The 24,688-nt window shown below is 69.0% G+C and carries 30 protein-coding genes; 16 read left to right on the plus strand and 14 right to left on the minus strand.

Going from position 1 to position 24,688, the window contains the following annotated elements; genetic code table 11:
• The first annotated feature begins 25 nt into the window (after nucleotides 1-25).
• The 4 genes from Q8R27_RS04225 (at nucleotide 26) to Q8R27_RS04240 (ending at nucleotide 3,820) form a co-directional block, all read left to right on the plus strand.
• A complete protein-coding gene (locus Q8R27_RS04225) occupies nucleotides 26-1,018 on the plus strand; it encodes a TauD/TfdA family dioxygenase (RefSeq protein WP_305697827.1) in 993 nt (330 codons plus the stop codon).
• A gap of 92 nt (nucleotides 1,019-1,110) precedes the next feature.
• Complete coding sequence (locus Q8R27_RS04230) at nucleotides 1,111-2,232, plus strand: ABC transporter substrate-binding protein (protein WP_305697828.1); 1,122 nt, start codon at nucleotides 1,111-1,113, stop codon at nucleotides 2,230-2,232.
• Nucleotides 2,229-3,116: an ABC transporter permease gene (locus tag Q8R27_RS04235; RefSeq protein WP_305697829.1), complete on the plus strand. Its 888-nt coding sequence runs from the start codon at nucleotides 2,229-2,231 to the stop codon at nucleotides 3,114-3,116. The genes Q8R27_RS04230 and Q8R27_RS04235 overlap by 4 nt, the downstream gene beginning before the upstream one ends.
• Nucleotides 3,113-3,820 carry an ABC transporter ATP-binding protein gene (locus Q8R27_RS04240; protein ID WP_305697830.1) on the plus strand — a complete coding sequence of 236 codons (708 nt, stop codon included), beginning with the start codon at nucleotides 3,113-3,115 and terminating at the stop codon, nucleotides 3,818-3,820. Before Q8R27_RS04235 ends, Q8R27_RS04240 begins: the two co-directional genes overlap by 4 nt.
• Before the next feature lie 29 nt (nucleotides 3,821-3,849).
• Here the strand turns inward: Q8R27_RS04240 and Q8R27_RS04245 are convergent, their stop codons facing one another.
• From Q8R27_RS04245 to Q8R27_RS04255, 3 genes are read right to left on the minus strand one after another with little or no spacing between them, the layout of a single operon-like run.
• Entirely contained in the window at nucleotides 3,850-4,677 is an 828-nt protein-coding gene (locus tag Q8R27_RS04245; protein ID WP_305697831.1) for a polysaccharide deacetylase family protein, read from the minus strand.
• Entirely contained in the window at nucleotides 4,674-4,865 is a 192-nt protein-coding gene (locus Q8R27_RS04250) for a 2-hydroxymuconate tautomerase (protein WP_305697832.1), read from the minus strand. The genes Q8R27_RS04245 and Q8R27_RS04250 overlap by 4 nt, the downstream gene beginning before the upstream one ends.
• Before the next feature lie 25 nt (nucleotides 4,866-4,890).
• Nucleotides 4,891-5,679, minus strand: a complete 789-nt coding sequence (locus tag Q8R27_RS04255; RefSeq protein WP_305697833.1) for a pseudouridine synthase — start codon at nucleotides 5,677-5,679, stop codon at nucleotides 4,891-4,893.
• Between the two features lie 119 nt (nucleotides 5,680-5,798).
• On the opposite strand from Q8R27_RS04255, the gene Q8R27_RS04260 reads away from it, so the two are divergent.
• Complete coding sequence (locus Q8R27_RS04260) at nucleotides 5,799-6,293, plus strand: DUF1775 domain-containing protein (protein ID WP_305697834.1); 495 nt, start codon at nucleotides 5,799-5,801, stop codon at nucleotides 6,291-6,293.
• A 116-nt stretch (nucleotides 6,294-6,409) separates the two neighbouring features.
• Here Q8R27_RS04260 and Q8R27_RS04265 read toward each other — a convergent pair whose 3' ends face one another.
• The 8 genes from Q8R27_RS04265 to Q8R27_RS04300 form a co-directional block, all read right to left on the minus strand.
• Complete coding sequence (locus Q8R27_RS04265) at nucleotides 6,410-7,432, minus strand: cyclase family protein (RefSeq protein WP_305697835.1); 1,023 nt, start codon at nucleotides 7,430-7,432, stop codon at nucleotides 6,410-6,412.
• Nucleotides 7,429-8,199: a 2-keto-4-pentenoate hydratase gene (locus tag Q8R27_RS04270; RefSeq protein WP_305697836.1), complete on the minus strand. Its 771-nt coding sequence runs from the start codon at nucleotides 8,197-8,199 to the stop codon at nucleotides 7,429-7,431. Before Q8R27_RS04270 ends, Q8R27_RS04265 begins: the two co-directional genes overlap by 4 nt.
• Nucleotides 8,196-8,939 (minus strand): alpha/beta fold hydrolase, encoded by a 744-nt coding sequence (locus Q8R27_RS04275; RefSeq protein WP_305697837.1) that lies wholly within the window; start codon nucleotides 8,937-8,939, stop codon nucleotides 8,196-8,198. The genes Q8R27_RS04270 and Q8R27_RS04275 overlap by 4 nt, the downstream gene beginning before the upstream one ends.
• 101 nt (nucleotides 8,940-9,040) lie before the next feature.
• A complete protein-coding gene (locus Q8R27_RS04280; protein ID WP_305697838.1) occupies nucleotides 9,041-9,538 on the minus strand; it encodes a hypothetical protein in 498 nt (165 codons plus the stop codon).
• A 44-nt stretch (nucleotides 9,539-9,582) separates the two neighbouring features.
• Nucleotides 9,583-10,491, minus strand: a complete 909-nt coding sequence (locus tag Q8R27_RS04285) for an NAD(P)-dependent oxidoreductase (protein ID WP_305697839.1) — start codon at nucleotides 10,489-10,491, stop codon at nucleotides 9,583-9,585.
• 115 nt (nucleotides 10,492-10,606) lie between these two features.
• On the minus strand, nucleotides 10,607-11,416 hold the full coding sequence (locus tag Q8R27_RS04290; RefSeq protein WP_305697840.1) for a hypothetical protein: 810 nt from the start codon (nucleotides 11,414-11,416) through the stop codon (nucleotides 10,607-10,609).
• Nucleotides 11,417-11,559: 143 nt separating this feature from the next.
• Nucleotides 11,560-12,393, minus strand: coding sequence for a heme-dependent oxidative N-demethylase subunit alpha family protein (locus Q8R27_RS04295; RefSeq protein ID WP_305697841.1), 834 nt, complete (start codon nucleotides 12,391-12,393; stop codon nucleotides 11,560-11,562).
• The gene (locus tag Q8R27_RS04300) at nucleotides 12,390-12,812 is read right to left on the minus strand and encodes a hypothetical protein (protein WP_305697842.1); all 423 of its coding nucleotides are present in this window, start codon (nucleotides 12,810-12,812) and stop codon (nucleotides 12,390-12,392) included. Before Q8R27_RS04300 ends, Q8R27_RS04295 begins: the two co-directional genes overlap by 4 nt.
• Before the next feature lie 38 nt (nucleotides 12,813-12,850).
• Between Q8R27_RS04300 and Q8R27_RS04305 the strand changes: the two genes are divergently transcribed.
• The 3 genes from Q8R27_RS04305 to Q8R27_RS04315 are packed head-to-tail and all read left to right on the plus strand — an operon-like array spanning nucleotide 12,851 to nucleotide 14,612.
• On the plus strand, nucleotides 12,851-13,513 hold the full coding sequence (locus tag Q8R27_RS04305) for an HAD-IA family hydrolase (RefSeq protein WP_305697843.1): 663 nt from the start codon (nucleotides 12,851-12,853) through the stop codon (nucleotides 13,511-13,513).
• Nucleotides 13,510-13,815, plus strand: a complete 306-nt coding sequence (locus Q8R27_RS04310) for a 4a-hydroxytetrahydrobiopterin dehydratase (protein ID WP_305594737.1) — start codon at nucleotides 13,510-13,512, stop codon at nucleotides 13,813-13,815. Before Q8R27_RS04305 ends, Q8R27_RS04310 begins: the two co-directional genes overlap by 4 nt.
• A gap of 20 nt (nucleotides 13,816-13,835) precedes the next feature.
• Complete coding sequence (locus Q8R27_RS04315) at nucleotides 13,836-14,612, plus strand: SDR family oxidoreductase (protein WP_305697844.1); 777 nt, start codon at nucleotides 13,836-13,838, stop codon at nucleotides 14,610-14,612.
• Nucleotides 14,613-14,647: 35 nt separating this feature from the next.
• Here Q8R27_RS04315 and Q8R27_RS04320 read toward each other — a convergent pair whose 3' ends face one another.
• The gene (locus Q8R27_RS04320; protein WP_305697845.1) at nucleotides 14,648-15,052 is read right to left on the minus strand and encodes a Tat pathway signal protein; all 405 of its coding nucleotides are present in this window, start codon (nucleotides 15,050-15,052) and stop codon (nucleotides 14,648-14,650) included.
• Nucleotides 15,053-15,143: 91 nt separating this feature from the next.
• Between Q8R27_RS04320 and pseB the strand changes: the two genes are divergently transcribed.
• From pseB to Q8R27_RS04335, 3 genes are all read left to right on the plus strand, one after another.
• Nucleotides 15,144-16,169 (plus strand): UDP-N-acetylglucosamine 4,6-dehydratase (inverting), encoded by a 1,026-nt coding sequence (gene pseB, locus Q8R27_RS04325; protein ID WP_305697846.1) that lies wholly within the window; start codon nucleotides 15,144-15,146, stop codon nucleotides 16,167-16,169.
• Entirely contained in the window at nucleotides 16,162-17,325 is a 1,164-nt protein-coding gene (gene pseC / locus Q8R27_RS04330; RefSeq protein WP_305697847.1) for a UDP-4-amino-4,6-dideoxy-N-acetyl-beta-L-altrosamine transaminase, read from the plus strand. Before pseB ends, pseC begins: the two co-directional genes overlap by 8 nt.
• A 66-nt stretch (nucleotides 17,326-17,391) precedes the next feature.
• The gene (locus tag Q8R27_RS04335; RefSeq protein ID WP_305697848.1) at nucleotides 17,392-18,030 is read left to right on the plus strand and encodes an FMN-binding negative transcriptional regulator; all 639 of its coding nucleotides are present in this window, start codon (nucleotides 17,392-17,394) and stop codon (nucleotides 18,028-18,030) included.
• A gap of 8 nt (nucleotides 18,031-18,038) precedes the next feature.
• Here Q8R27_RS04335 and Q8R27_RS04340 read toward each other — a convergent pair whose 3' ends face one another.
• On the minus strand, nucleotides 18,039-19,751 hold the full coding sequence (locus Q8R27_RS04340; protein ID WP_305697849.1) for a hypothetical protein: 1,713 nt from the start codon (nucleotides 19,749-19,751) through the stop codon (nucleotides 18,039-18,041).
• A gap of 134 nt (nucleotides 19,752-19,885) precedes the next feature.
• Between Q8R27_RS04340 and Q8R27_RS04345 the strand changes: the two genes are divergently transcribed.
• From Q8R27_RS04345 to Q8R27_RS04365, 5 genes are all read left to right on the plus strand, one after another.
• Nucleotides 19,886-20,590, plus strand: a complete 705-nt coding sequence (locus Q8R27_RS04345) for a response regulator transcription factor (RefSeq protein WP_305697850.1) — start codon at nucleotides 19,886-19,888, stop codon at nucleotides 20,588-20,590.
• Nucleotides 20,559-22,157, plus strand: a complete 1,599-nt coding sequence (locus Q8R27_RS04350) for a stimulus-sensing domain-containing protein (protein WP_305697851.1) — start codon at nucleotides 20,559-20,561, stop codon at nucleotides 22,155-22,157. Before Q8R27_RS04345 ends, Q8R27_RS04350 begins: the two co-directional genes overlap by 32 nt.
• Complete coding sequence (locus Q8R27_RS04355) at nucleotides 22,154-22,579, plus strand: HPr kinase/phosphorylase (RefSeq protein WP_305697852.1); 426 nt, start codon at nucleotides 22,154-22,156, stop codon at nucleotides 22,577-22,579. The genes Q8R27_RS04350 and Q8R27_RS04355 overlap by 4 nt, the downstream gene beginning before the upstream one ends.
• 358 nt (nucleotides 22,580-22,937) lie before the next feature.
• Nucleotides 22,938-23,342, plus strand: coding sequence for a PTS sugar transporter subunit IIA (locus Q8R27_RS04360; protein ID WP_305595217.1), 405 nt, complete (start codon nucleotides 22,938-22,940; stop codon nucleotides 23,340-23,342).
• Complete coding sequence (locus tag Q8R27_RS04365; RefSeq protein WP_305595218.1) at nucleotides 23,339-23,617, plus strand: HPr family phosphocarrier protein; 279 nt, start codon at nucleotides 23,339-23,341, stop codon at nucleotides 23,615-23,617. The genes Q8R27_RS04360 and Q8R27_RS04365 overlap by 4 nt, the downstream gene beginning before the upstream one ends.
• On the opposite strand, the gene bioB is transcribed toward Q8R27_RS04365, so the two are convergent.
• Entirely contained in the window at nucleotides 23,585-24,595 is a 1,011-nt protein-coding gene (gene bioB / locus Q8R27_RS04370; RefSeq protein WP_305697853.1) for a biotin synthase BioB, read from the minus strand. The genes Q8R27_RS04365 and bioB overlap by 33 nt on opposite strands.
• Nucleotides 24,596-24,688 lie beyond the last annotated feature (93 nt).

The following is a 24,688-nucleotide window of genomic DNA, read 5'->3' on the forward strand; positions in this document are numbered from 1 at the left end:
CTCGCCAGCCCACGAGGGAAACACCATGAGCAGCGCGTCAGCGGTCCTGAAACGTCAATCATCCGATTTCCGGGCGAGCCAGCAGTCGGCTCCTTCGCGCATCGTCGTGCAGCCGGTGACCCCGGTGATCGGCGCGGAAATCTCCAACGTCGACCTTCGCAAGCCCATCGATGCGGAGACAGCAGCCGAGATCCAGGCCGCCCTGCACAAGTGGCGGGTGGTGTTCTTCCGCGACCAGGACATCTCCAACGACCAACTCAAGGCCTTCGGCCGCGCCTTCGGTCCGCTGACCCCCGCCCATCCGATCTCCGACGGGCTCGAGGAGCATCCCGAGATCTGGGAGCGCAAGGTCGCCGAGTATCGCACGCGCCGCACCGACAACGACGCTTCCGTGCCCCGGGCCCGGCCACCCCGCGACTACAAAGGGTGGCACATCGACATCACCTTCGTCGCCAACCCGAACCGCTATTCGATCCTGCACGGGGTGGAGATCCCGCCTTATGGCGGCGACACCCTGTTCACCAACCTGATCGCCGCCTACGAGGGCCTGTCGCCACCGATCCAGAAACTCATCGATGGCCTGCAGGCCGTGCACCAGACGACCAGCTACGACGCCGGCGAGCGCAAGCCGCGCCGCGACGGCCGCTCGACCGGGCCTTTCGTCTCGCTGCACCCGCTGGTGCGCGTGCATCCGGAGACGGGCGAGAAGCTGGTGTTCCTCAATCCGGGCACGGTCAGCCACATCGTCGGCCTGAAGGAACGCGAGAGCCAGGCGTTGCTCGACCTGCTGTACGGCGAGATCACCCGGCCGGAATACCAGGCGCGACTGCGCTGGGCGCCGAACTCGCTGGTGGTCTGGGACAACCAGGCCGTCGCCCATGCCGGGCCCATCGACTACGCGCACTTCAGCCTCGGCCGCACCGTGCGCCGGATCACGGTGGCGGGCGACCTGCCCACAGGTCCAGACGGATTCCGCTCGCGCGCCCTGGAAGGCGAGCTGTTCAACGTCCTCGGCTGACCCCCAGCCCGAGTAAGCGGCGGGCGCCGCTGGAGCCCCTGCCGGTCAGCGCCCGCCGCACCTTCGTTTCGTTTCAACTGACTGGTCAGATCGTGGCTTCCACCCGCAACGGCGTCCTGGCGATCATCGCAGCCTCCCTGGTGGCCTCCGCCGGCGTGCTGGCGTTCGTCAAGCCGCCCGAGAAGGCGGTGGCGGCGGAGGCCGGATTGCCCCTGGACGCGCCGTTGCCCACGGTCGTGCCGCCGGGCGCCAAGCTGGTGATCGGTGACCCGCTGACGCAGCGCGTGCTGGAGCACACCGGCTGGATCAAGGACCTGCCGTTCAAGGTGGAATGGGCGCAGATCTCCGGCGGCCCGGCTGTCACCGAGGCGTTCCACGCCAAGGTGCTGGATGTCGGTTCCGTCGCTAACATCCCGCCGATCCATGCGACCTGGGTCGGCATTCCGGTCAAGGCGATCGGCCTGCGCTTCCGCCGCGATCCCCTGGCCCATCCAACCTTCGTCCTGGCCACGGCGCCGAAGTCCGGCATCCGCTCGCCGGCCGATCTGCGCGGCAAGCGGATCGCCTTCAGCGCCGGCCAGGCGCAGGGCGAAATCGTCCTGCGCACCCTGGAGCAGCAGGGGATTCCCGTCTCCGCCGTGAAGCTGGTCGAGCTGCCGTCCACCAGCGGCGACCTCTACATCAACGCCTTGGTCGGCGGCATGATCGACGCGGCCCCAATCTCCGCGGGCGCGCCTGCCAAGCGCTACCTCGAGCAGTACGGCGCGGAGGGCGGTCGGGTGATGAGCCACGGCAAGTTCCGCGACGACCTCGGCATCATCTACGTGCGCACCGAAACCCTGCACGATCCGGCCAAGGCCGCGGCGTTGCGCGAGTACGTCAAGATCTGGGGCCGCGCCAATGAGTGGATCGCAACCCACCCGAAGGAATGGGCGAAGATCTATTACGAGCAGCACCAGGGCCTGTCGCCGGATGACGCCGCCTATGTGGTGCGCACCACCGGCGAACCGGACATCCCCGCCGAATGGACCGACGCCGTCACCCTGCAACAGGCGTCCATTGACCTGATGGCCAAACAGAGCGGCCGCAAACCGTTCGACGCCGCCATCCTGTTCGACCGCCGGTTCGAACACATCGCCGCCGAAGCCGTCGCGCAATACCGCGCCGGTCTCGCCCCGCACCTCGCGCAAGCGTCGAAGGACCCCACCCCATGAACGCCCGCACGGCGACGAGCCTCGCCATCGCCGCCGAACTCCCACGAGACGCACTCGGCGTCCCCTACATCGCCGCGCCGGTCACGCGCCGCGCCCAGGCGCGTGGCGAACGCCGCCTGAGCCTGGGCGAGCCTGTGCCGTTCGGCTGGCTGCTCGGCCCGTTCTTGCTGGTGCTCTACTGGTCGGTGGGCTCGGCCTCCGGGCTGATCGACCCCCGCGTCCTGCCGGCGCCGTGGGTCGCGGTGACCACCGCCATCGACCTGATCGAAAAGGGCCGGCTGCAGGCCGACCTCGCGGTCTCCACCCTGCGCGCGGCTCAGGGACTGGCCTGGGGCGTCGCGGTCGGGCTGCTGGTCGCGCTGGTGTCGGGCCTCAGCCTGCTGGGCGGCTATCTGTTCGACGGACTGGTGCAGGTGAAGCGGGCGATCCCGACGCTGGCCCTGATCCCGCTGCTGATCCTGTGGTTCGGCATCGGCGAAACCATGAAGGTGACGGTGATCGCCCTGGGCGTGTTCATCCCGATCTACATCCACACCCACAACGCGCTGCGCGGGATCGACCTGAAATATGTGGAGCTGGCCGAGACCATCGGCCTGAGCCGCTGGGGCTTCGTGCGTCACGTGGTGCTGCCAGGCGCCCTGCCCGGCTTCATGCTGGGCCTGCGGTTCGGCGTGATGGGCGCCTGGCTGGCGCTGGTGGTCGTCGAGCAGCTCAACGCCACCAGCGGCATCGGCTACATGATCAACCTTGCTCGCACCTACGCCCAGTCCGACGTCATCGTCGTCGGCCTGGTGGTCTACGCCCTGCTGGGTCTCTCCTCGGACGCCGCGGTGCGGGCGCTCGAGGCGCGCGCCCTGCGCTGGCGTCGGACGCTCGGCCGATGAGCCCGGTCGTCAGCGTTCGCGGGCTGATCCGCAAGTTCACCCTGCGCGGCGTCCTCAACGGCGTCGACCTGGAGATCGGCAAGGGCGAGTTCGTCGCCCTGCTGGGTCGCAGCGGTTCGGGCAAGAGCACCCTGCTGCGGGCCATCGCCGACCTCGACCACGAGGCGTCGGGTTCCGGCGAGATCTTCGTGCCGGAGCGCCTGTCGGTGGTGTTCCAGGACGCCCGCCTGCTGCCGTGGAAGCGGGTGCTGGACAATGTGATCCTGGGGCTCGACGGGCCGAACGCGCGCGAGCGCGGACGCGCCGCCCTGGCTGAGGTGGAGCTAGGGGGACGCGAGAGCTCCTGGCCCTACGAGCTTTCAGGCGGCGAGCAGCAGCGCGTGGCCCTGGCTCGTTCGCTGGTCCGCGATCCTGAGCTGCTGCTGGCGGACGAACCGTTCGGAGCCCTCGATGCGCTGACCCGCATCCGCATGCACGTGCTGCTGCGCAAGCTGTCGCAGGCGCACAAGCCGGCGGTGCTGCTGGTGACCCACGACGTCGACGAGGCGATCGAGCTCGCCGACCGTGTGGTGGTGCTGGACGACGGCAAGCTCGCCGCCGACATCCAGGTCGACCTGCCGCCCGAGGGGACCGCGCGGATCGAACGCTTCGCCGAGGTGAAGGAACAGCTCCTGGTGCTGATGGGCGTCCACGAGAGCGCCTAGGTTCAAATCCCCGGTGGAAGCGTCGCCCCTCACCCCTTCGCCCGGCTCAGCACGAACTCGGCCATCTCGTCGTGGCGGGCGAACCAGACGTCGCCCGGCTGCTGGAAGTAGCTGAGGATCTTGGCGAACATCGAGGCCATCATCGGCCTGCCGCCGAAGTGGGTGTGCAGGGTCAGGTTGATGATCTCGGCCTGGCCGCTGGTGCGCAGGAAATCGAAGGTGTCGCAGTAGACGTTGAGGAAGTCCCGGGGACTCCCGCGCAGCACCCGGTTGTCGGTGAAGTCGCTGTGCATCAGGGCGACGATGTCGCCCTTGGGCGTGGGCACGACGTACGGCAGGTCGGTGTCGTTGTAGTCGCCGTGCCAGGTGTAGCCGCGCTCGGCCAGGATCTCTGCGGTGAGCGGCGTCGGCGTCATGCGGGGGCTGGCCCAGCCCAGCGGACGCGCGCCGGTGACGCCCTGGATGATCTCGCCGCAGCGGTCGATCATCGCGCGCTCCTGGTCAGGGGTCATATAGGCCACCAGCTGGTCCTGCGTGTAGGAGTGGCCGGCGATCTCATGACCCTGGGCGTGCAGGGCGCGGGCGCTCTCGGGATAGCGCTCGATGGCGTGGGCGTTGACCGCGAAGGTCGCCTTGACGCCGGCGTCGGCCAGCACCTTAGCCAGGCGCCAGACCCCGGTCTCGCCGCCGTACTCGGCCCAGGAGATGCCCTGCAGGTCGACGACGCCGTCGCGCAAGGGACTGGCCATCGGCGAATAGGGCGGCGATTTCCCGGTCGGCCAGGTCTCGTACATCACCGTGACGATGACCGCGATCTTGCCGCCGTTCGGCCAGGCCTCGATCCTCGGCGGCTTCAACGTCCCATGTCCTTGGCGGTCTTTCCGGCGATGCCCCAATCGGTGCTGGGCACCTCATGAATGATCACGCGGATCGACTCGATCGGCGCATCGAGCGATTCCGAGATCGCCTGGGTGACGGCGATGATCATCGCCTTCTTCTTCTCGACGGAGCGGCCTTCGATCAGGTTCACGATGGCGACGGGCATGCGGTTTCCTCCCGGTGTTTTCTGGTTAGCTCTCACGCTGGCTGGCCGGCGCGGGCGCCGACAGCAAGGCCGTTCGCTCAGCTTGCGTCAACGGCCTCCATCGGCCTTCCGGCAGATCGCCCAGGGTCAAGGGTCCGATCCGCACGCGCAACAGGTCGACCACCGACAGGCCGACCAGATCGCACATACGACGGATCTGGCGGTTACGCCCTTCCTGCAGGATGAAACGAAGCTGCTGGCCGCCCATGCGGTCGACGCGGGCCGGGCGCAGTTGACGGCCGTCGAGCTGCAGGCCGTGGCGAAGCTGCTTCAGCTTGCGCTCGCTGATCTCGCCAGCGACTCGGACCAGGTACTCCTTCTCCATCTCGGACGCCGGCCCGATCACCGCCTTGGCCAGCACGCCGTCCTCGGTCAGCACCAGCAAACCGCGCGAATCCATGTCGAGCCGGCCGATCGGCGCCAGGCGGTTGGCGGAACCGGGAATGGTCGTCGCTTCGCCCCACAGGGTCTCGCGGGTCAGCAGCCGTACGGCCGGGATCTGCTGGCCTTCCGGCTGGGAGGAGACCACGCCCATCGGCTTGTGGATCACCACGCTGAGCGTCGCCTCCAGCAGCGCCTCTGCGCGGTCGGACAGCGTCAGGATCTGGCCGGGCAGAATCTTGCGGCCCACGTCGTCGACGCGCTCGCCGTCGATCGACACCAGGCCCTGGCCGATCAGCCCCTCGGCCTCGCGGCGCGAGCAGACGCCGTTCTGGGCCAGCCAGCGGTTGACCCGCTGCGGTTCGGCTTCGTCATAGCGGCGGGTCCAGGCCATGGCCGTGCATCGCGCGCCGCAGCGACCCTGTCCAGACCTGCGCAGCTCCGCATTGTGGCGATGCGGCGACACAGTTAGGCTTCCGCGCAATCAACCAACCCAATCGGAGACGCAGCCCCATGTCCCTGTTCAGCCGTTCGACCTGGCTGCTCGCCGCCGGCGCCGTGCTCGCGGTGGCCACTGTCGCCCAGGCCCACGTCACCATCGGCCCGAAGGAGTCGCCGCTGGGCGTGCGCGAGAAGTACGTCATGCGCGTGCCCAACGAGCGCAAGACCGCGACAGTGAAGATCGAGGGCTTCTTCCCGGCCGGACTGAAGATCAGCAGCTTTGAGGATAAGTGCGGCTGGAAGGTCGAGACCACCCGCGACGCGTCGGGCGCCATCGTCTCGGCGGTGTGGACCGGCGAGGTGCCGGTCGATGGTTACGCCGAGTTCGGGATCATCGCGATCAATCCGAAGGAAGGCGCGACCCTGGCCTGGAAATTCAACCAGACCTACGCCGACGGCACGGTGGTGGAATGGAGCGGACCCAAGGGTTCGAAGACGCCAGGACCGATCGTGACCTTGACGCCTGCGCCGGAAGCGGCCCCTGCGCCGGCGGCGGCCGCGCACTAACCCCCTCCGTCAAGCCCCTGCGGGGCGCGCCACCTCCCCCGTTCCACGGGGGAGGTGGCCTCGCGGCAGGCGAGGTCGGAGGGGGCTTACGCGCCCTCCACACACAACGATCTCGCTCAGACCGTAGCGATCGGATTGACCGGTGATCCCACCGCGCCCGGCAGGCGCAACGGCGGCGCGGTCAGCAGGAAGCGGCTGCGCCCGTTGGCCGCCAGCCAATCGGCCAGCGGCGTCAGCCACCAGAGCTCGCCCAGCGGCAGGCCGAGCTTGAACAGACAGAGCTCATGCAGCGGCAAGAGCGCATGGCGGCCGTCACCCGCGTGCTCGTACGGGCGCGCCTCCACCGCGTAGTTGTCGGCGGCGATGGCGGCGATCCCGCTGTCGTCGATCCAGCGCAGCAGCCGCGCGTCGGCGCCGTCCAGCACCGCGCCGCAGGCGTCCAGCCGCGCCTTGTCCGGCGCGCCGGCCATCTCGACGATCGCCTCGGCGAAGCCTGTATGGACGCAGAGCACGTCGCCGCGCTCGACCTCGGCGCCCTGCGCCTGCAGCGCCCGCATCAGGTCGTCATAACCGACGCTGCGTCGAGCATCGCCGAACGCGCGGCGCAGGTCGGCCATCACGCCACGCCCCTGCACGCCGTGAACGGCGGCGTTCTCGATGCCCAGCGCGCCGGCGCTGGAGGCTCCCTGCGGATTGTCGGCAGGGGTATGGAACAGGCCTTCCGGGCGATAGCCGTTATAGAACACCGTCTCGGCTTCACCGTCGCCGTCCGCATCGAACTGCGCCCCGACGTGGCTGAGCGCGTCCCACTGGGTGGAGTACTGCAGGCACAGCGTCACCATGTCGTCGCAGACGACCTCGGTAGTGTTGTAGACCTCACGGAACGACCGCAGGAAATTCATCTCTCCCGCCGGCGTCGTGGTCGGGCGAAGCTGCGGCGGATGGCGCGACGGATTGAGCACCGCCCCGCCCGGCAGGTCGAGCGGCAGGCTGAGGCTGAAGGTGCGCCCCTCGCGCACCTCGGCGACGCCCTGGCGCACCTTCTCGGGCGTCATCAGGTTCAGACGGCCGAGCTGGTCGTCGTCGCCGAATTCACCCCAATTGGCGCCCTCAGGCCGGACCTTCCAGCGCCGGGTCACGAGAAGCTGGCATCGAGCACGCCCAGCCGGTCGAACTCCAGCCGCACGGCGTCGCCCGGATGAACGAACACCGCGTCGGTGAGCGCGCCGGCCAAAGCCACCTGACCAGCCTTCAGCGGTCGGCCGAGCTCGGAGGCCCGCGTCGCCAGCCAGGCGAGAGCTTCCCAGGGATCGCCCAGGATCGCGGCGCCAGAGGCGGTGGCCATGACCTCGCCGTTCTTGCTGTAGACCATGCCCACCAGCTTCAGCTCGTAGTCGCTGGAGACTGGCGTCTCCGGACCCAGCACCACGCGCGCGGCCGAGGTGTTATCGGCGATCACGTCGCCCAGGCCGAACTTGAAATCCTTGAAGCGGCTGTCGATGATCTCCAGCGCCGGCATCACGGTGGCGGCCGCGGCGCGCGCCTGGGCGATCGTGGTCGGCCCGTTCAGGTCGCGGCCGAGACGGAACGCGATCTCCGGTTCGGCGCGGGGATGGATCAACGGCTTGGTGTCGACGACGCCGCCGTTGGCCACCAGCCCTGAGCCCAGCAGGTGCCCCAGGATCGGCTGCAGCACGCCCATGGTCTGCTGCTTCGCCTTGCTGGTCAGGCCGGTCTTCAGGCCGACGATCTGCTCGCCGCGGGCGAGCTTGTCGGCGATGCCTTCGAACTGCAGGCGGTAGGCCTCGTCTTCGCCGACCAGGCCTTGGGGATCGATGCGATCGATCTCGCGGCGCTCTCGCTCGGCGGCCAGCAGGGTGACAGTGCGGGGGTCCATGGTGCTCATTGTCCGTTCGCCATCAGTGCGCGCATCAGCGCATAGCCTTCTTCCGGCGCCGCGTTCAGCGAGCTGCCATTGGTGTTCGGGCGGATCCACAGCCAGGATCCGGGGATGTTCTGGTGCAGTTCGAAGCAGTGACCCAGGGGGTGAACCACTTCACGCTCGTCGCCGCGTAGGATCAGGGTCGGGACTCGGACCCCTTTCGACGTTTCGCGCAGGCTGTAGTGCTCCTGAAGCTCCGGCTTGTTGCGGATGCTCATGTAGTTGGCCAGGACGTTTCGCCAGTCTGTCCCGTGCTGGTTCTCGCGCATCTTCTGGTCGGCTTCAGACAGGTTGTCGAACGAGCCGAGGTTGACGTTCAGCGCGGTGTTGGTGGCGCCCTCCATGGCGATGATCGGCAACTCCAGCGTCAGGGTCTTCACCAGCGCCGGATGATCGATGGCCAGCCGCAGGGCGACACGGGCGCCCAGGCTGATGCCAAAGACATGCACGCGCTGCAGGCCCAGGTGATCCAACAGGGCCTTGGCGTCATCGGTCCAGGCCGACGGCGGCATCTCGCTGACGTGGGCGCTGCGGCCCATGGCGCGCATGTCCGGCACGATCACCCGGTGGGTCTTCGACAGAGCAAGGGCGTGGTGGGCGAGCGAGACGTTGGACTGCGAGGCGCCATGGAACATGATCAACGGCTCGCCCTCGCCGTGATCCTCCCAATAGTGTTGCAAGCCGTTAATGACCGCCTCAGGCATGGTCGCCTCCCATGGGTTCTTGTCTGTTTCGCGTGTGAGCCCGCGAATGGTCCAACCTTAGGGGCGTATCACCGCCGTGGCCAGACGGACGTCACATGGCGTCAACCCGCGGCGACGTCCAGCAACGCCCGGGTGTAGCCCTCGACCACCAGGCTGATCGGCGTTTCGTCGGCCAGGACCAGCACGGCGCGGTGCCGGATGATGTAGGGGCCCGGCGCGCCCGTCAGGATCTCGGCGTCCAGTGTGCGGCGGCGGAAACCGAGCGGCCGCACGACCGCGCCGAACGGCGTGCGGCTCTCATCCAGACACCGGTTCATCTCCGGCGTCAGGCGCGCGGGCACGTACCAATTGTCGGCCTCCGACAGGATCGTTCCATCGACCAGGAGCTCGACCCGGCGATGGCGAACCAGGTCCCCGTCGCCGACTTCGAGCATGGCGCGGGTCGCGGCGTCGGCTGGACGCTCGTTGTCGCCGATGCGGCAGGCGCTCACCTCGGCGCACGCCACGCCGCGCCACCGGGCCAGGGTCTCGGTGGCGCTGTCGTTCTGCAGGAGCTGACGGTTCAGCGCCTCGACGCGGGCCCGATGCTCTGGGCTCATACTGGTACGCGACTCCTTGACCCTCTCGAGCGGCGCGCCGCGTGTCAGGTCGCGGGCGGGCGCTCGCCGTTCGGCTTCTGGTAGTGCAGGACGCGCATCACGTTGTCGACCACGCCGGTGATCATCATCGGGCTGCCAACCTCGCGGCCCATATCCATGGCGATTCCGACGTCTTTCAGCCCGATCTGCAGCCGTCCTGCGTAACTGGGATCGACGCGGCCCTGCATGAAGCCGGCGAATGAGTTCATCAATCGCGCGAGCCCGTGGTCGGGAGCGATGGCGTTGGCGCGCCCGTACTCCTTGAGCATGTTGGAGTCCGCGAAACCGCCGGCCAACGCCTGGGGCAGCAGGTCGGAGTTCAGGCCGAAGCACTGCGACAGACTGCACGCCTCGGCGATCGCCATCATCGTCGCGAAGTTGATGACCTGGTTGCAGATCTTGGTCGCCTGGCCGGCGCCCTGCCCGCCCATGTGGGTGATGGTGCCCGAGTAGGCGGCGATCATCGGCCGAGCCCGCTCGAATTCCTCGGCGGTTCCGCCGGCGAAGGACGCCAGCGTCCCGGCCTGGGCGCCGCCCGGCCCGCCGGACACCGGGGCGTCCACCCAGCCGATGCCGTGCTCGGCGCGCAGGCGCTGGGCCATCTCGACGGTGACCTTGGGGTGGAGGGTGGAATTGTCGACGATGAGCTTCGTCCGGCCGCCGGCGGCGACTCCCAGCGGGCCGAACACCACCGCCTCCACCGCGTAGGGACTGTCCAGGCAGAGGAAGACGATGTCGGTGGCTGCGCCGACCTCGGCCGCCGAGCCCGCGGCGCGGGCGCCCTTGGCGATCAGCGGCTGCATCTTGTCCGGCGTGCGGTTCCAGACCGTCAGGTCGAAGCCCGCCAGCGCGATCCGCTCGGCCATCGGCGCACCGATGGCGCCAAGGCCGATGTAACCCACGCTCTGCGTCATTGCGGTCCCTCCCAGCGCGACCACGGCCGGGGATTGAGCCCCCGGACGCTGCGCCGGGCTTAGGTAGCCAGATCGGGCCAGCCGAACCAAGACCTCAAAGCGAGGGCGTCGCAGATCAGGGTCGCGCGGGGACCTTGCCCGGCCAGGTCAGGAAGCCGTTCCCGTCGAGGCCGGCCGCGCCGGGGCTGGCGACGCAGCAGGGGCCGCGCACGCTGCTGCGGCTCTCGTAGACCGCGCCGCCGCTGCTGTAGCTGCGATGGGTCTCGGATTCCGAGTAGCTCTCCGAACGGCTGCGCTCGCCGTAGACGCCGCCGGCGGTGCGGCCGGACTCCTGCTGGTAATAGCTATGGCCGCCGGAATAGCGGTCAGGCGTCGGCAGGCGCGGAGTCTCGTCGCGATAGCGGACCGGCGGCGGAGCCGGACGCTCGTCCCTATAGCGCGCGGGCGGCGGCGGCGGCGCGTAGCGGCGACGGCCGTCCTCGAACCACTGGCCGTCGTCAGCCGGCGCGGCGCGCTCGTAGCGGCGTTCCTGGGATTGGCCGCGATAGGCGTGGCCGTCCTGATAGCGGCGATCGGAGTAGACCTCGTCGCGCTCCTGGAACGACGGGCCGCCATAGATCCGGACGCCGGAGTCGCGACGATCGTCATAGCGGCGCTCTTCGTAACGGCCGCCGCGATCGTCGAAACGCTCGCGCGGCGGCGGGCCGCCAGCCAGGTCGTCATGGTCGCGCTGCTCGGCGCGGCGGTATTCGTAGCGCCCGGCAGGCGCGGCGTAGGCGGTGTGACGGACCGTTGAGCGCTTCGTCGCCGTAGCCTTGCCCGTGCGGCGGGCGACCGCCTTGTGGGCGCTGGCCTTATGGCCCCCACTCGCCTTGGCGGTCTGCGGCAGGCAGGCCGGCGTCGGCGGGCAGGCGGTCGCGGGCATAGTCGCCGGCAGCGGCGCACGCGCGGCGACACCACTTTTCGAAGCCGGTTGATCGCAGGCCGCGAGAGCCAGAAGTGCGGCGAAGGGTAGGACGAGACGGAGGCGCATGAAGAATTCCGGACGCGTCTGTTGAAACCAAAACCCTAATTGCAGGATGCCGAGCCGTTAACGCTGTAGGTTTCACCCGTTGCGCGAAGAAATTCTTCGACCAACTCGTCGTAGAGGTCCAGGCGCTTGTATTGGCGGAACTGTGGCGTGGCGCTTCGCCAAGCCTTGGCGAAGCCCGCGAGACGTGGCGGGTCGGCCAGCAACGCGGCCAGCGGCTCCAGCGATACGCGGATGGTGAACACTGCGCCGCCCGTCCGCGGCAGACGGCGCACGGTCTGGCGCTCAACGCGTATCCGCAGTTCCCGCTCCACATCGGCGGGCGCCAGATCGGCGATCCGCGCGCGCATCGGCGCGGGGTCGGGCGCGAACAGTTCCGGCGAATTGACCAGGGTCCAGTTGCGGCGCTCCAGCACGACGTTGGGACGCAGGGCGTCGAACACCCTTTGCACGCGGGCCAGGAACCGATCGCCGAAGCCCGGCACCGGCCCGTGCAATGCGGCCAGGGAGCGGCCGAGCGCTTCGCCGGCGGTGAAGAAGGTCGGGGCCGACAGGCTGAGCGCGGTCAGCCGCCAGGCGCCGTCCGTCTTCTCCATCAGGCAAAGGTCGTCGGCCACCCGTCGAGCGGCGGCGTACAGCGGCGGCAGGGCGCCGGGCGGCGGCTGCGCGCCCAGGGCCGCGTCGACCAGCGTGGCGACCTCCTCCTGGCCATCGCGCGACCCTTCGATTTCGCCCCAGACGAGATCGCGGCGGCCGGCGAACAGCGGGTCCTTTCGCAACCAGGGCGCCGCCTCCCCGCCCTGCAGCCACGCCGAGGCAGGGATAGGGCGCAGGCCGATGGCGAAGTCCGCGGCCTGTTCCCAAGGGCTCATGGGCGACGCCGCAAGATCACGGCCAGCGCCGCAGCCACGGCCACGCCGATGATGTTGGCCAGCATGTCGCGCCAGTCGCCGTCGCGGCCGAACCCCATGGTCGCCTGCAACACCTCGATGCCGGCGCCGAGCACCAGCATCGCCCCCACGAGGCGCCTGCAACGGGTTGGATAGAGAGCCAGGCCGAGGGCGGTGATCGTCAGGTAGGCGATGGCGTGCTCCGCCTTGTCCCAGAACCGCGCCAGGCCTGGCACGTCCTCGCCCGGCGCGAGCGAGGCCCACAGCAGGGCGGCGATCGCAGTCCCGAAGATCGCGGCCTTAAGCGCGGACGGCCAGCGCCAGGGATGCAGGAGAAGGGACGGGGGCATCGCCCGCTGATAGCAGATCAGCGCAGTGCGCGAACGCCTTGCGCGCGTCATGGGCCGTCTCTAGCGTCGCGCCGTTGGTGAGGAACAGCATGGCGATCGAGGCGGTGATCTGGGATTTCGGCGGGGTGTTCACCACCTCGCCGTTCGAGGCGTTCGCCCGTTACGAGGTCGAGCGCGGGGCGCCGAAGGACCTGATCCGACGGGTCAACACGCTGAACCCCGACACCAACGCCTGGGCGCGGTTCGAGCGCTCGGAGATCGACGCTGCGGCGTTCGACGGCCTGTTCCTGGAAGAATCGACCGCGCTGGGCCACGCCGTGCCCGGCCGTGACATCCTGCCGTTGCTGAGCGGCGCGGTCAGGCCGCGGATGGTGGCGGCGCTGGCGGCGTGCAAGCCGTTGTTCAAGGTGGGCTGCATCACCAACAACATGCGCACCGAGCACAGCCCGGGCGCCGACGCCGGCCAGCGCGAGGCGGGCGACATCCGCATCGGCGACATCTTGGAGATGTTCGACGTGGTCATCGAGAGCGCCAAGGCGGGCGTGCGCAAGCCCGATCCGAAGATCTACCTGATGATGTGCGAGGCGCTCCGCGTCGAGCCGCGCGCCTGCGTCTATCTCGACGACCTCGGCATCAACTGCAAACCGGCGGCCGCCCTGGGCATGAAGGCGATCAAGGTGGGCGATCCCGACGTGGCGTTGCGCGAACTGGGCGAAGCGGTCGGCCTCGACTTCGCGGCGGTGGCCGCGTGAGCCGCCCGGCCCGCATCGGCGCCGCTGCGGCGCTCGCCCGCCTGCCGGGCTGGAACGCCGTGGAAGGACGCGACGCCATCCATCGCACCTTCGAGTTCGACGAGTTCAACGCGGCCTTCGGCTTCATGACCCGCGTGGCGATGATGGCCGAGACCATGCAGCATCATCCGGAGTGGTCGAACCTCTATGGCGAGGTCAGCGTCACCCTGGCGACCCACGAGGTCGAGGGCGTCACCGAGCGCGACGTGATCATGGCCTCGTTCATGGACCAGTGCGCGCGGTCCAGCGGCGCCAAGTCCTGATCGCGAAGAGGGAGACACGGATGGCAGGACGGCTGGACGGCAAGAAGGCGTTCATCTCCGGCGCCGCCCAGGGCCTGGGGGCGGCGATCGCCGAGCGGTTCGTTGAGGAAGGCGCGCAGGTCAGCCTGGCCGACCTGAACCACGCCGGCGCGCAGGCCCAGGCGGCGGCGATCAACGCGGCCCACGGCGAGGGCCGGGCCTTCGCCTTTCCCCTGGACGTCACCCGCGAGGACCAGTGGATCTTCGCGCTGGAAGAGGCCGACGACGCCATGGGCGGGCTGTCGGTGCTGGTCAACAACGCCGGCATCATGCGTGGCGGCGACATCGAGAGCCTGTCGTTCGAGATCTGGAAACAGGTGATGGAGGTCAATGTCGACTCCGTCTTTCTAGGGTCGAAGCACGCGCTGAAGTACATGCGCCGGAGCCAGCCCGGCTCAATCATCAACCTGTCGTCGATCGCCGGCCTAGTCGCCGCGCACAATACGCCGGCCTACAACACGTCCAAGGCCGGGGTCTGGCTGTTGTCCAAGAGCATCGCCCTGCACTGCGCCAAGCAGGGGCTGGATATCCGCTCGAATTCGCTCCACCCGACCTATATCGACACGCCGATCCTCGACGACATCCGTGACCGCTTTGGCGCCGAGGAGGCCGAGGCGAAGCTGGCGCGCCAGGTGCCGCTGGGGCGGATCGGCGTACCGCGGGACGTCGCCGACGCGGCGGTCTACCTGGCGTCCGACGAGAGCCGGTTCATGACCGGCGCCGAACTCAAGCTGGACGGCGGCGTCTCGGCGATGTGAGGCGAGGCTTAAGGCCCGCGCCGAGTGACGACGCCCTAGTTGAGCAGGAGAGTTCCCAGCAGCAGGCGCGCACCTTTCTTGCCCAGCACGCGGTCGGTCTCGCGTTGCAGCTCACGGGCCAGGAAGTCGGCGTTGGGTGCAGAGGTCGGCGACAGGCCGGCGGCGTAGGTCTGGACGACCTGCACATAGGCCGCCCGAAGTCGCGGCAGGTTCAGCTCGGCGCGGTTGCGCAGCGCCCCGTCCGGCACATCGATGCCGGTTTCGACGGTGAACACCCCGCGCTTGCCGCTCGGGCGGATCGCCGTGGCGGTCAGGGACGAAATCTGGATGTAGGACTCGCCGCCGCCCTTCTTCTTCTCGGCCTTCTTCTCGCTCGCCGCGGCCATGCCCGGAACGGCGCTGAGCAGGGCGATGGCGGCCAGGATGTCGCGGCGGTTCATGCCCGCTATGTGCGGCCGTCAGGGTTAGCGCCATCTTTACGCGGGGGGCCGAAGAGTGCGCGCCGACATCCACAGATTGCGGAGCCCCACTTTGGGCCGGTTCGCGCCGACATCGCTAGACCTCGACGGCAAGGTCATCCTGGTGACCGGCGGCACGGGCTCGTTCGGCCGCCGTTTCATCGAGACTGTGCTGACCCGCGCGCGCCCACGCAAACTCATCGTCTATTCGCGCGACGAGTTGAAGCAGAGCGACATGCAGATCGACCTGCGCGAGCAGTTCGACGAGGCGACGCTGTCGGTGATGCGCTTCTTCCTGGGCGACGTGCGCGACCGCGAGCGGCTGACGCTGGCGCTGCGCGGCGTCGACATCGTCATCCACGCCGCCGCCCTGAAGCAGGTGCCGGCGGCCGAATACAATCCCTCGGAATGCATCCACACCAACGTTCTCGGCGCGGAAAACGTCGTCTGGGCCTGCCTGACCAACCGGGTGAAGCAGGTGGTGGCGCTGTCCACCGACAAGGCCTGCAACCCGATCAACCTGTATGGCGCGACCAAGCTCGCATCCGACAAGACCTTCGTCGCGGCGAACAACCTGTCCGGCGACATCGGCACGCGGTTCTCGGTGGTGCGCTACGGCAACGTGGTGGGGTCGCGCGGCTCTGTCGCGCCGCTGTTCCGCCGGCTGATCGACAAGGGCGCGACCGAACTGCCGATCACCGATCCCAGGATGACGCGGTTCTGGATCACCCTGAACCAGGGCGTCGACTTCGTGCTGTCCTCGCTGGACCTGATGCGCGGCGGCGAGATCTTCGTGCCGAAGATTCCCAGCATGAAGATGACCGACCTTGCGGCCGCCATGGCCCCGGACACCCCGATCAAGGTGGTGGGCATCCGCCCGGGCGAAAAACTGCACGAGATGATGATCTCGGTGGACGACGCGCGCACCACCCTCGACCTTGGCGACCGCTACGCCATCGAGCCTGCGTTCGTTGAGTACACCCGCGGCCCATTCACCAACGGCTCCACGTCGGTGGACGAGGCCTTCTCCTACGCCAGCGACACCAATGACGACTGGCTGACCGGCGACGGCCTGCTGGCGATGCTCAGCGATGGCTGACGGCGTCCTGCCCTACGGTCGCCAGACCATTGAGGACGACGACATCGCCGCCGTGGCCGCCGCCCTGCGCGCCGACTTCCTGACCACCGGGCCGGCCGTCGACGCCTTCGAAGACGCCTTCGCCGCCGTGGTCGGCGCGCAGCACGCGGTGGCCTGCGCCAACGGCACGGCGGCCCTGCACCTGGCGATGCTGGCGCTGGAGGTGCAGCCGGGCGAGGTCTGCATCGCGCCGTCGATCACCTTCCTGGCCACCGCCAACTGCGCCCGCTACGTCGGCGCCGAGGTGGTGTTCGCCGACGTCGATCCCGACAGCGGCCTGATGACCCCGGACACCCTTGCCGCGGCGATCACGCGACTGGACGGCCGTCGCCTGCGCGCCGTGCTGCCGGTGCACCTGCGCGGTGACGTCGCCGACCTGCCAGGGCTGCGCGCCGTCGCGGAATCCGCAGGCGCCGTGTTGGTCGAGGACGCGCCGCATGCGCTGGGCTCGCGTCTCACCACCCCTGATCACGAAGAATGGGTCGGCGGCGTCGGATGCTCGGCCATGGCCACCTTCTCGTTCCATCCCGTGAAGACCATCGCCACCGGCGAAGGCGGCATGGTCACCACCAACGACGGGCATCTGGCCCAACGCCTGCGCACCCTGCGCAGCCATGGGATGGTGCGCCCGGCCGGCGCCGACCCGTGGATCTATGAGATGCCGGAGCCCGGCTTCAACTATCGGCTGCCGGACATCCTCTGCGCGCTCGGGCAATCCCAGTTGGCCAAGCTGCCGCGCTTTGCTGCACGCCGCCGAGCTCTGGCCGCCCGCTACGCCGAGCGGCTCGCTGGCCTGTCCCCGCTGGTGCGTCCCGCGACCTCGCCCGCCTGGAGTGATCCGGTGCTGCACCTGATGTGCGTGCTGATCGACTTCGAGGCCGCCGGCGTCACGCGCCGCGCGGTGATGGAGGCGATGCGCGCCGACGGCGTCGGCAGCCAGGTCCACTACATCCCCGTGCACACCCAACCCTACTACGCCCAGCGCTACGGGCCGCTGCATCTGCCCGGCGCCGAAGCCTGGTACGCCCGCTGCCTGTCCCTGCCGCTGTTTCCGGGGATGGATGACGCCGACGTGGACCGCTCGGTGGACGCCCTGGCGCGGGCGTTGGGTCGCTAACGCTCCTTCCGCTCCATCCCGGCGAAAGCCGGACCCAAGCTGGCTATCCACGCAGGAGACCACGCCATGTACATCGCTGCGCCGTCCCGCGAGGAACGCCCAGAGATTCTGCGGGAGGCCATGCGCGACATGCAGTTCGCGGCCCTGGTGATCGCCGGAACCGATGGACTGACCGCGTCCCATATACCCCTGCTCGTGCGCCAGGCAGATGACGGCGGATTGTTGCTGGAAGGCCACGTGGCCCGACCCAACGACCTGTGGAGACAGGCGCTAAGCGGCCGCCCGGCGCTGGCCATCTTCCAGGGCCCGCAGGCCTACATCCATCCCGGTTGGTACCCCAGCAAGCAGGTCGACGGCCGCGCGGTGCCGACCTGGAATTACATCGCGGTGCACGCGCACGGCATGCTGGAAGCGGTAGAGGACGAGGCGTGGCTGCGTCGACACCTGGCCGAGCTCACGGCGCGCAACGAAACTGACCGCGACGCCCCCTGGGCGATCACCGACGCCCCGGCGGACTACGTGGCTGGCATGCTGCGCGCGATCGTCGGTCTGCGGCTGTCGGTCGAGAGGATCGAAGGCGCCTGGAAGATGGCCCAGCGTCATCCGCCAGAGAATCGGCGAGGCGTGATCGAAGGCCTTTCGACGTCCTCCAACCCACGCGACCACGAGGTCGCCGCGGTGATGCGCGCACTGGACGGCGGTTAGGGTCGCGCTCAGGCGGCCAGACTGGCGGCCTGGATCATGTCGCGGACCTGGGCCATCTGCTCCGGTGATCGCGCGAGTTCGCCGCGGATGTCGTCCTGACGCAGCAGCTTCATCGCCTCGACACGGGCGCGGTCAGCGGCCGGACCCAGCGGCGCGGCTTCGCCGGCGGCCAGCCGCAACAGCAGTGAAATGCGATGCAGGGCCGGCGCCTGGGCCTTGGCCACCGCGGCGACCAGCTTGGCGTCCGCCTCGACCAGCCCACCCAATTCGCCGAGCTTGACCTGGATCGGCTCGAAGTCCTCCAACACGAGACCCGAACGCGCCACGGAACGCTGCAGGTCCGCAAGGTTGGCCAAGCGGGTCGCCGGGCTGTCCGGGCTGTTGCGGACGTCCTTCTCGAAGCGCAGGGCGGAGATCAGGGCGGCGAGCCAGCGTCCGGCCTGGCGCTTGTTGGCCGAGCCGATGACGTTCTCCACCAGCCAGATCAGCGCCCCCGCCTCGGCGCGCGCCGAACGGTCCTCGCCCAGGAACGCATCGACGAAATCGCCGGTGACCAGGGTCTTGGAGCGGGCGGCGAAGGCCGACTGGACGTCGTCGACCGGCAGCATGTCGCCGGCCGCCGCGGTCAGCGCCATGGCCAGACCGCGCAAGATGTCGATCTCGCCTTCGGCGTCGGAGGGACGCAGGCGGCGTGGGCCCATCAGCTCTCGCAGGACGCGCCGCGCGATGGCGGTGCGCACGGCCGCGAAGTCCTCCGCGGCCAGGCAGCGGCCCAGGCGCTCGGCCGCTGGCGACAGCTTGGGCATCACCTTGGCGACCGAAGGCTCGACGGCGATCAACGCGTCCACGGCGTCGGCGGCGGCCAGGCGGGTCATCGCCGCGAGCGTACCCCCCAGGTCAAGATCATGGCCGAGAATGTCGTCCAGTCCCACCTTGGAGCCGAGGATCTCGGCCAGCAGTTGTTCGATGGTCGACAGCGCCAGCGCCCTGGGCGGACCAGCGGCGGGCGCGACGTCCACCAGATCCAGCAGCCGCGTGACCTTCTCGGTCCAGGTGCGGGCCGACGCCAGCGAGGCCGCGACGCCGGCGCCCAGCAGATAACCGCGCTCCGGCTCGCGCATCAGGCGCTCGGCGGCGACGGCGAAGCCTTCCTTCTCGATGTTCGGCAGCAGGCCTTGGCGGTTGTCCTTGAGCAGCCGCTCGATGGCGCGCTCTACCAGCTTCTGGAAGCTGCGGATCAGTTCGTGGACCGAGATGCCGCGATCCTGGGCCTCGGGAATCGCGATCTTCTGCAGGGCGTGCTGCAGGTCGGTGCCGGACGCCTCCAGCTTCTCGACCAGATCGGGACGGTGAAGCAGCTCGAACGGCGTGGCCCGGTTGCGCTCCAGCCAAGCATCCAGCAGCCGGCCGATGCGGTCACGCGCATGGGCCGAGTAGAGATCCTGCGGGGTGACGCACAGCGGCTCGAGATCCTCGCGGACCTTCTTGGCCTTCGGCTGGTCGGGATCGCCCAGCGCCAGGATCGACACGCTTCGGAATTCGCGGGTCTCGGGATCGAGGGTTTCCTTGGTGACCTTTACCGCGATGGCGCGGCCCTCGGCCATCGTCTCCTGAGCCGCGCTGACCGCCTGCGCGCGGTCTTCGGTCGCCAGCTCCAGCGACCAGCCCGAGCCCGGCTTGCGCCGGACGCAGACCTCGAAGTGCACCTGCGCGCCGTCCATGAGAGACTCTCCCTGCGGTGCGAAAGTCGCCGAACAAGCTTAATGCTGCGTCACCGCTTGCAAATGCGGCGCCCCATTGAGGTCACTGTGTCGGCCGACTAGCTTCCAGCCTCGCAAGGAGACGCGAACTTCAGATGGCCAAGATCACGCTCGTCGACGACGACGAGAACATTGTCACCTCGGTGGGCCTCGCCCTCGAGAGCCACGGTCATACGGTGAAGTCGTACTACGACGGCGCCGCCGGCCTGGCCGCGCTCGAGAACGATCCGCCGGACCTGGCCATCCTCGACGTGAAGATGCCGCGCATGGACGGCATGGAAGTGCTGCGTCGCCTGCGCCGCACCACCGACCTGCCGGTGATCATCCTGACGTCGAAGGACGAGGAGATCGACGAGATCCTCGGCTTCAACCTGGGCGCCGACGACTACATCCACAAGCCGTTCAGCCAGCGCCTGCTGATCGAGCGGGTGAAGGCGCTGCTGCGGCGCGCCGGCGCCGACGGCGAGGAGCCGGCGCCGATCGCCGGCGACGCCACGCGGGCGATCAAGCGCGGCAAGCTGACGCTCGATCCGGCGCGTCACGACTGCCTGTGGGACGGCCGTCCGGTGAAGCTGACGGTGACCGAGTTCCTGCTGCTGCAATCGCTGGCCCAGCGGCCCGGGTTCGTGAAGAGCCGCGACAACCTGATGGACGCCGCCTACGAGGATCAGGTCTATGTCGACGACCGCACCATCGACAGCCACATCAAGCGGATGCGGAAGAAATTCCGCGATGTCGACCCTGAGTTCGACGCGATAGAGACCCTGTATGGCGTCGGCTACCGTTACCGCGAAGTCTGAACCCGACCGCAGGCGGTCGCGCGGGTCCTGGCTGCCGGGCACCCGGCTCGGCCGGCTGATCATCGCGCTCAACCTGCTGGGACTGGTGATCCTGATCGGCGGGGCGCTGGTGCTGAACGAACTGCGGCGAGGCCTGGTCGGCGCGCGCATCGACAGCCTGACCACGCAGGGTGAGCTTATCGCCACCATCATCGACCGCGCGGCGACCATCGGCGAACCCGAACCGTCAATGGACGGCCAATACGCCGCCGAGATCCTGCAGATGCTGTCCAACCCGCGCTCGCAACGGGCGCGACTGTTTGACGCCGAGGGGCGGCTGATCGCCGACTCCGACTGGGTGGCCGACCGGGTGGAATGGAAAACGCTTCCCCCCGCGCGCCAGCGCGTCGACCCCGGGACCTTCTCCCTGGATCTGCAGGGGCGCGGACCCGCGGCGCCGATGGCGAGCGGGGAGGCGGGCCTCGCCCGCGAAGTCGCCAAGGCTCTGAAGGGCGACCATCAGGCCGGCATGCGGGTCGGCGACCACGGCGCGCGCGTCGTCTCGGTGTCGATCCCCATCCAGCACGTCCAGGCGGTGCTGGGGGTGCTGACCCTGGAAGCCAGCGACGTCGACGAAATCATCGCCCGCGAACGGGCCGCGCTGATCCCCTTCGCGCTGATCGCCGTCAGCGTGACGCTGATCTCCTCGCTGTTGCTCAACCGATTGATCGCCCAGCCGGTGCGCAGGCTGGCGCGCGCCGCCGACAGCGTGCGGCTGTCGCGGGCCAGGGCCATCTCCCTGCCCGACCTCGCCAAGCGGGACGACGAGCTCGGCGACCTGACCCGCTCGCTGGAGGACATGACCCACGCCCTTTCCGAGCGCATGGACGCGATCGAGAGCTTCGCCGCCGACGTGGCGCACGAGATCCGCAATCCGCTGACCTCGATCCGCTCGGCGCTGGAGACCCTGGACCTGGTCACCGATCCGGCCGCGCGCGAGCGCCTGACCCGCATCCTGCATCAGGACATCCAGCGGCTGGACCGGTTGATCACCGACATCTCCAACGCCTCGCGCCTGGACGCCGAGTTGTCGCGGGAATCACCGCGCCCGCTGGACGTCGGCCGGCTGCTGTCGGACGTCGCCGGCCTGTACCAAGAGACCGCCAAGCCCGGCGACATCGACGTGCGCTTCGTCCCCGCCGATACGCTGGAGCCCATCCGGGTTTCGGGCCGCGAGGGTCCGGTGGGTCAGGTGTTCCGCAACCTGATCGACAACGCGCGCTCGTTCAGCAGACCAGGCGGCGAGGTGCGGGTCGGTCTGCAGTCGTCGCGCGGACAGGCCGTGGTGACCATTGACGACGACGGCCCCGGCATTCCCGAGGAGAACCTGGAAACGGTGTTCCAGCGTTTCTACACCTCCAGGCCGAAGGGCGCGGCGTTCGGCGGCAACTCAGGTCTCGGCCTGTCGATCGCCCGCCAGATCACCGAGGCGCATGGCGGCGTCATCCGCGCCGAGAACCGGGCGGGACCGGACGGCGAGGTCGCCGGCGCGCGCTTCGTGGTCTCGCTGCCGCAAGCCCGGTCGTGATCGTCCACGGCGGTCTGATCGCGGCCAGGATCGGCGGCGCCTGGCGCGGCGCGCTGATCGAAGGCGCATCCGGCGACGGCAAGAGCGACCTGGCCTTACGGGCGATCGACGCTGGGTTCCGCCTCTGCGCCGACGACCGGGTCGAGCTCTGGGCGTCGGGAGCCAGGCTCTACGGCTGCGCGCCGCCCAGTCTGCAAGGCCTGATAGAGGCGAGGGGTCTCGACGTGGTGCGCCTGCCCGCCCTGGCGTTTTGCGAGGTCGCACTGGTCGTTCAGTTCGGAACGCCGGAGCGATTGCCCGAACCGCGCTGGGTGGAGCGCGAGGGCCTTCAGATACCGGCGTTCCTGTTGGCGCCCTACGAGGCGTCCGCACCGCTCAAACTGCGCCTCGCCCTGGAGCATACGCAGACGCGGCGCCCTTGATCATGTGTCGCCTGAGTTGATTGCTCGGCGCGGGATGAAATTCAGGGTTGAGGTCGTTTGACTCTGTGGATCAGGGCGGCGATGGACAGGCGCAATTCCCCTTGCCTTCGTGTGGTGTTGGGGGCCTGTGGCTTTCCGGCGCGCCCCCCTACCGCGTCAGTAGAGTGTTATCCATGTTGTCTCAGAGTGGGGGCGAATTCTTCGGGCTTCCCCTGTGCGACGCGATGCGGGCGGGGCGCACGCAGAGTCAGGGCCAAGACCGCATGTGGCGTCGAAAATGGCGAATGACGACTCAAGGCAGCTCTTTCCTCCGACGCCGCACTGCTCGGTCGGGGACGGCGGACGTGAGCCTCGCGGGATGATCGGCCTGGTCATCGTCACCCACGGGCGCCTGGCGGAGGAATTCATCTTCGCCATGGAACATGTCGTGGGCCCCCAAGCCGCCGTGGAGGCGATCTGCATCGGGCCTGAGGACGACATGGAACGGCGCCGTCAGGACATCCTGGAGGCCTGCAGCCGGGTCGACGGCGGCGGCGGGGTGATCCTGCTCACAGACATGTTCGGCGGCACGCCGTCGAACCTGGCCATCTCGGTCATGGAACAGACCAAGGCGGAGGTCATCGCCGGCCTGAATCTTCCGATGTTGATAAAATTGGCCAGCGTGCGCAATCGCCAGCCGCTCGAAGATTGCGTAGCGTGTGCGCAGGAGGCGGGACGCAAGTACATCTCGGTCGCCTCGTACGTGCTCGCCGGAGAGAAATGAGCGAAAGCGTCGTCAGGGAGGTCGAGATCGTCAATGAGCGGGGGCTGCACGCCCGCGCCTCGGCGAAGTTCGTCCGCACCGCCGCCGGTTTCGACGCCGAAGTCACGGTCTCCAAGGACGGCCAGGCCGCTGACGCCCGCTCGATCATGGGCTTGATGATGCTGGCCGCCGGACCTGGCTGCTGCATCCTCATCGAGGCGCGCGGCGCCGAAGCCGACGCCGCCGTGGCGGCGCTGGCGGCCCTAGTCGCCGACCGCTTCGACGAGGACCGCTGAGGCCGCGCCCATCGGCCTCATCCCGAGATCGGCCAGCAGCGCCGCATCGGTGTCGCGGTCGGGGTTGGCCGTGGTCAGCAGCTTGCCGCCGATGAAGATCGAATTCGCTCCGGCCAGGAAGCACAGCGCCTGCAGCTCGCGGCTCATGTGTTCGCGCCCGGCCGACAGGCGCACCACGGCCTTCGGGCAGACCAGGCGGGCGACCGCCACCATCCGCACGAACTCCAGGCCGTCCACGGGATCGCTTCCCCCCAGCGGGGTGCCGGTGGTCGGCATCAGGTCGTTCACCGGCAGGCTGTCCGGATGCTTGGGCAGGGTCGCCAGGGCCTGCAGCAGGCCGGCGCGGTCGTGGCGCGTCTCGCCCATGCCGACGATGCCGCCGCAGCAGGTGTTGAGCCCCGCGTCGCGCACGTGCGCCAGCGTATCCAGACGGTCCTGATAGGTCCGCGTGCTGACCACGCTCGGGTAGTACTCAGGGCCGGTGTCGAGGTTGTGGTTGTAGTAGTCGAGGCCGGCGTCCTTGAGCGCCTTGGCCTGCGGGCCGGTCATCATCCCCAGCGTGGCGCAGGTCTCCAGACCCAACGCCTTCACCCCGGAGATCATCGCGCAGACCTTCGGCAGGTCGCGATCCTTGATGTCGCGCCAGGCCGCGCCCATGCAGAAACGCTGCGCCCCGCCGGCCTTGGCCTCCATCGCCGCGGCGATCACCGCGGTCGTATCCATCAGCTTGGTCGCCGTAAGGCCGGTATCGAAGCTCGCCGACTGGCTGCAGTAGCCGCAGTTCTCCGCGCAGCCGCCGGTCTTGATCGAGAGGAGCTGGGAAAGCTGCAGCTCCGTGGGATCGAACCAGCGCCGATGCACCTCGGCCGCTCGGAACACGAGCTCGGTGAACGGCAGCTCGAACAGCGCCTCGATCTCGGCCACGGTCCAGTCGTGGCGGGGTTCGGCGGCGTCGACCATGCGGGTGTGGGCGTTCATGACGGCTCCTTGCGCTCAAGCGCGATTACACCGGCGGAGCGCCTGCACGCAATGCGTCGCGCCGCACGCGGGCGTCGGGCCGCCGCCGAGGAC

The sequence above is a fragment of the Phenylobacterium sp. genome (assembly GCF_030697305.1).
Taxonomy (GTDB): domain Bacteria; phylum Pseudomonadota; class Alphaproteobacteria; order Caulobacterales; family Caulobacteraceae; genus Phenylobacterium.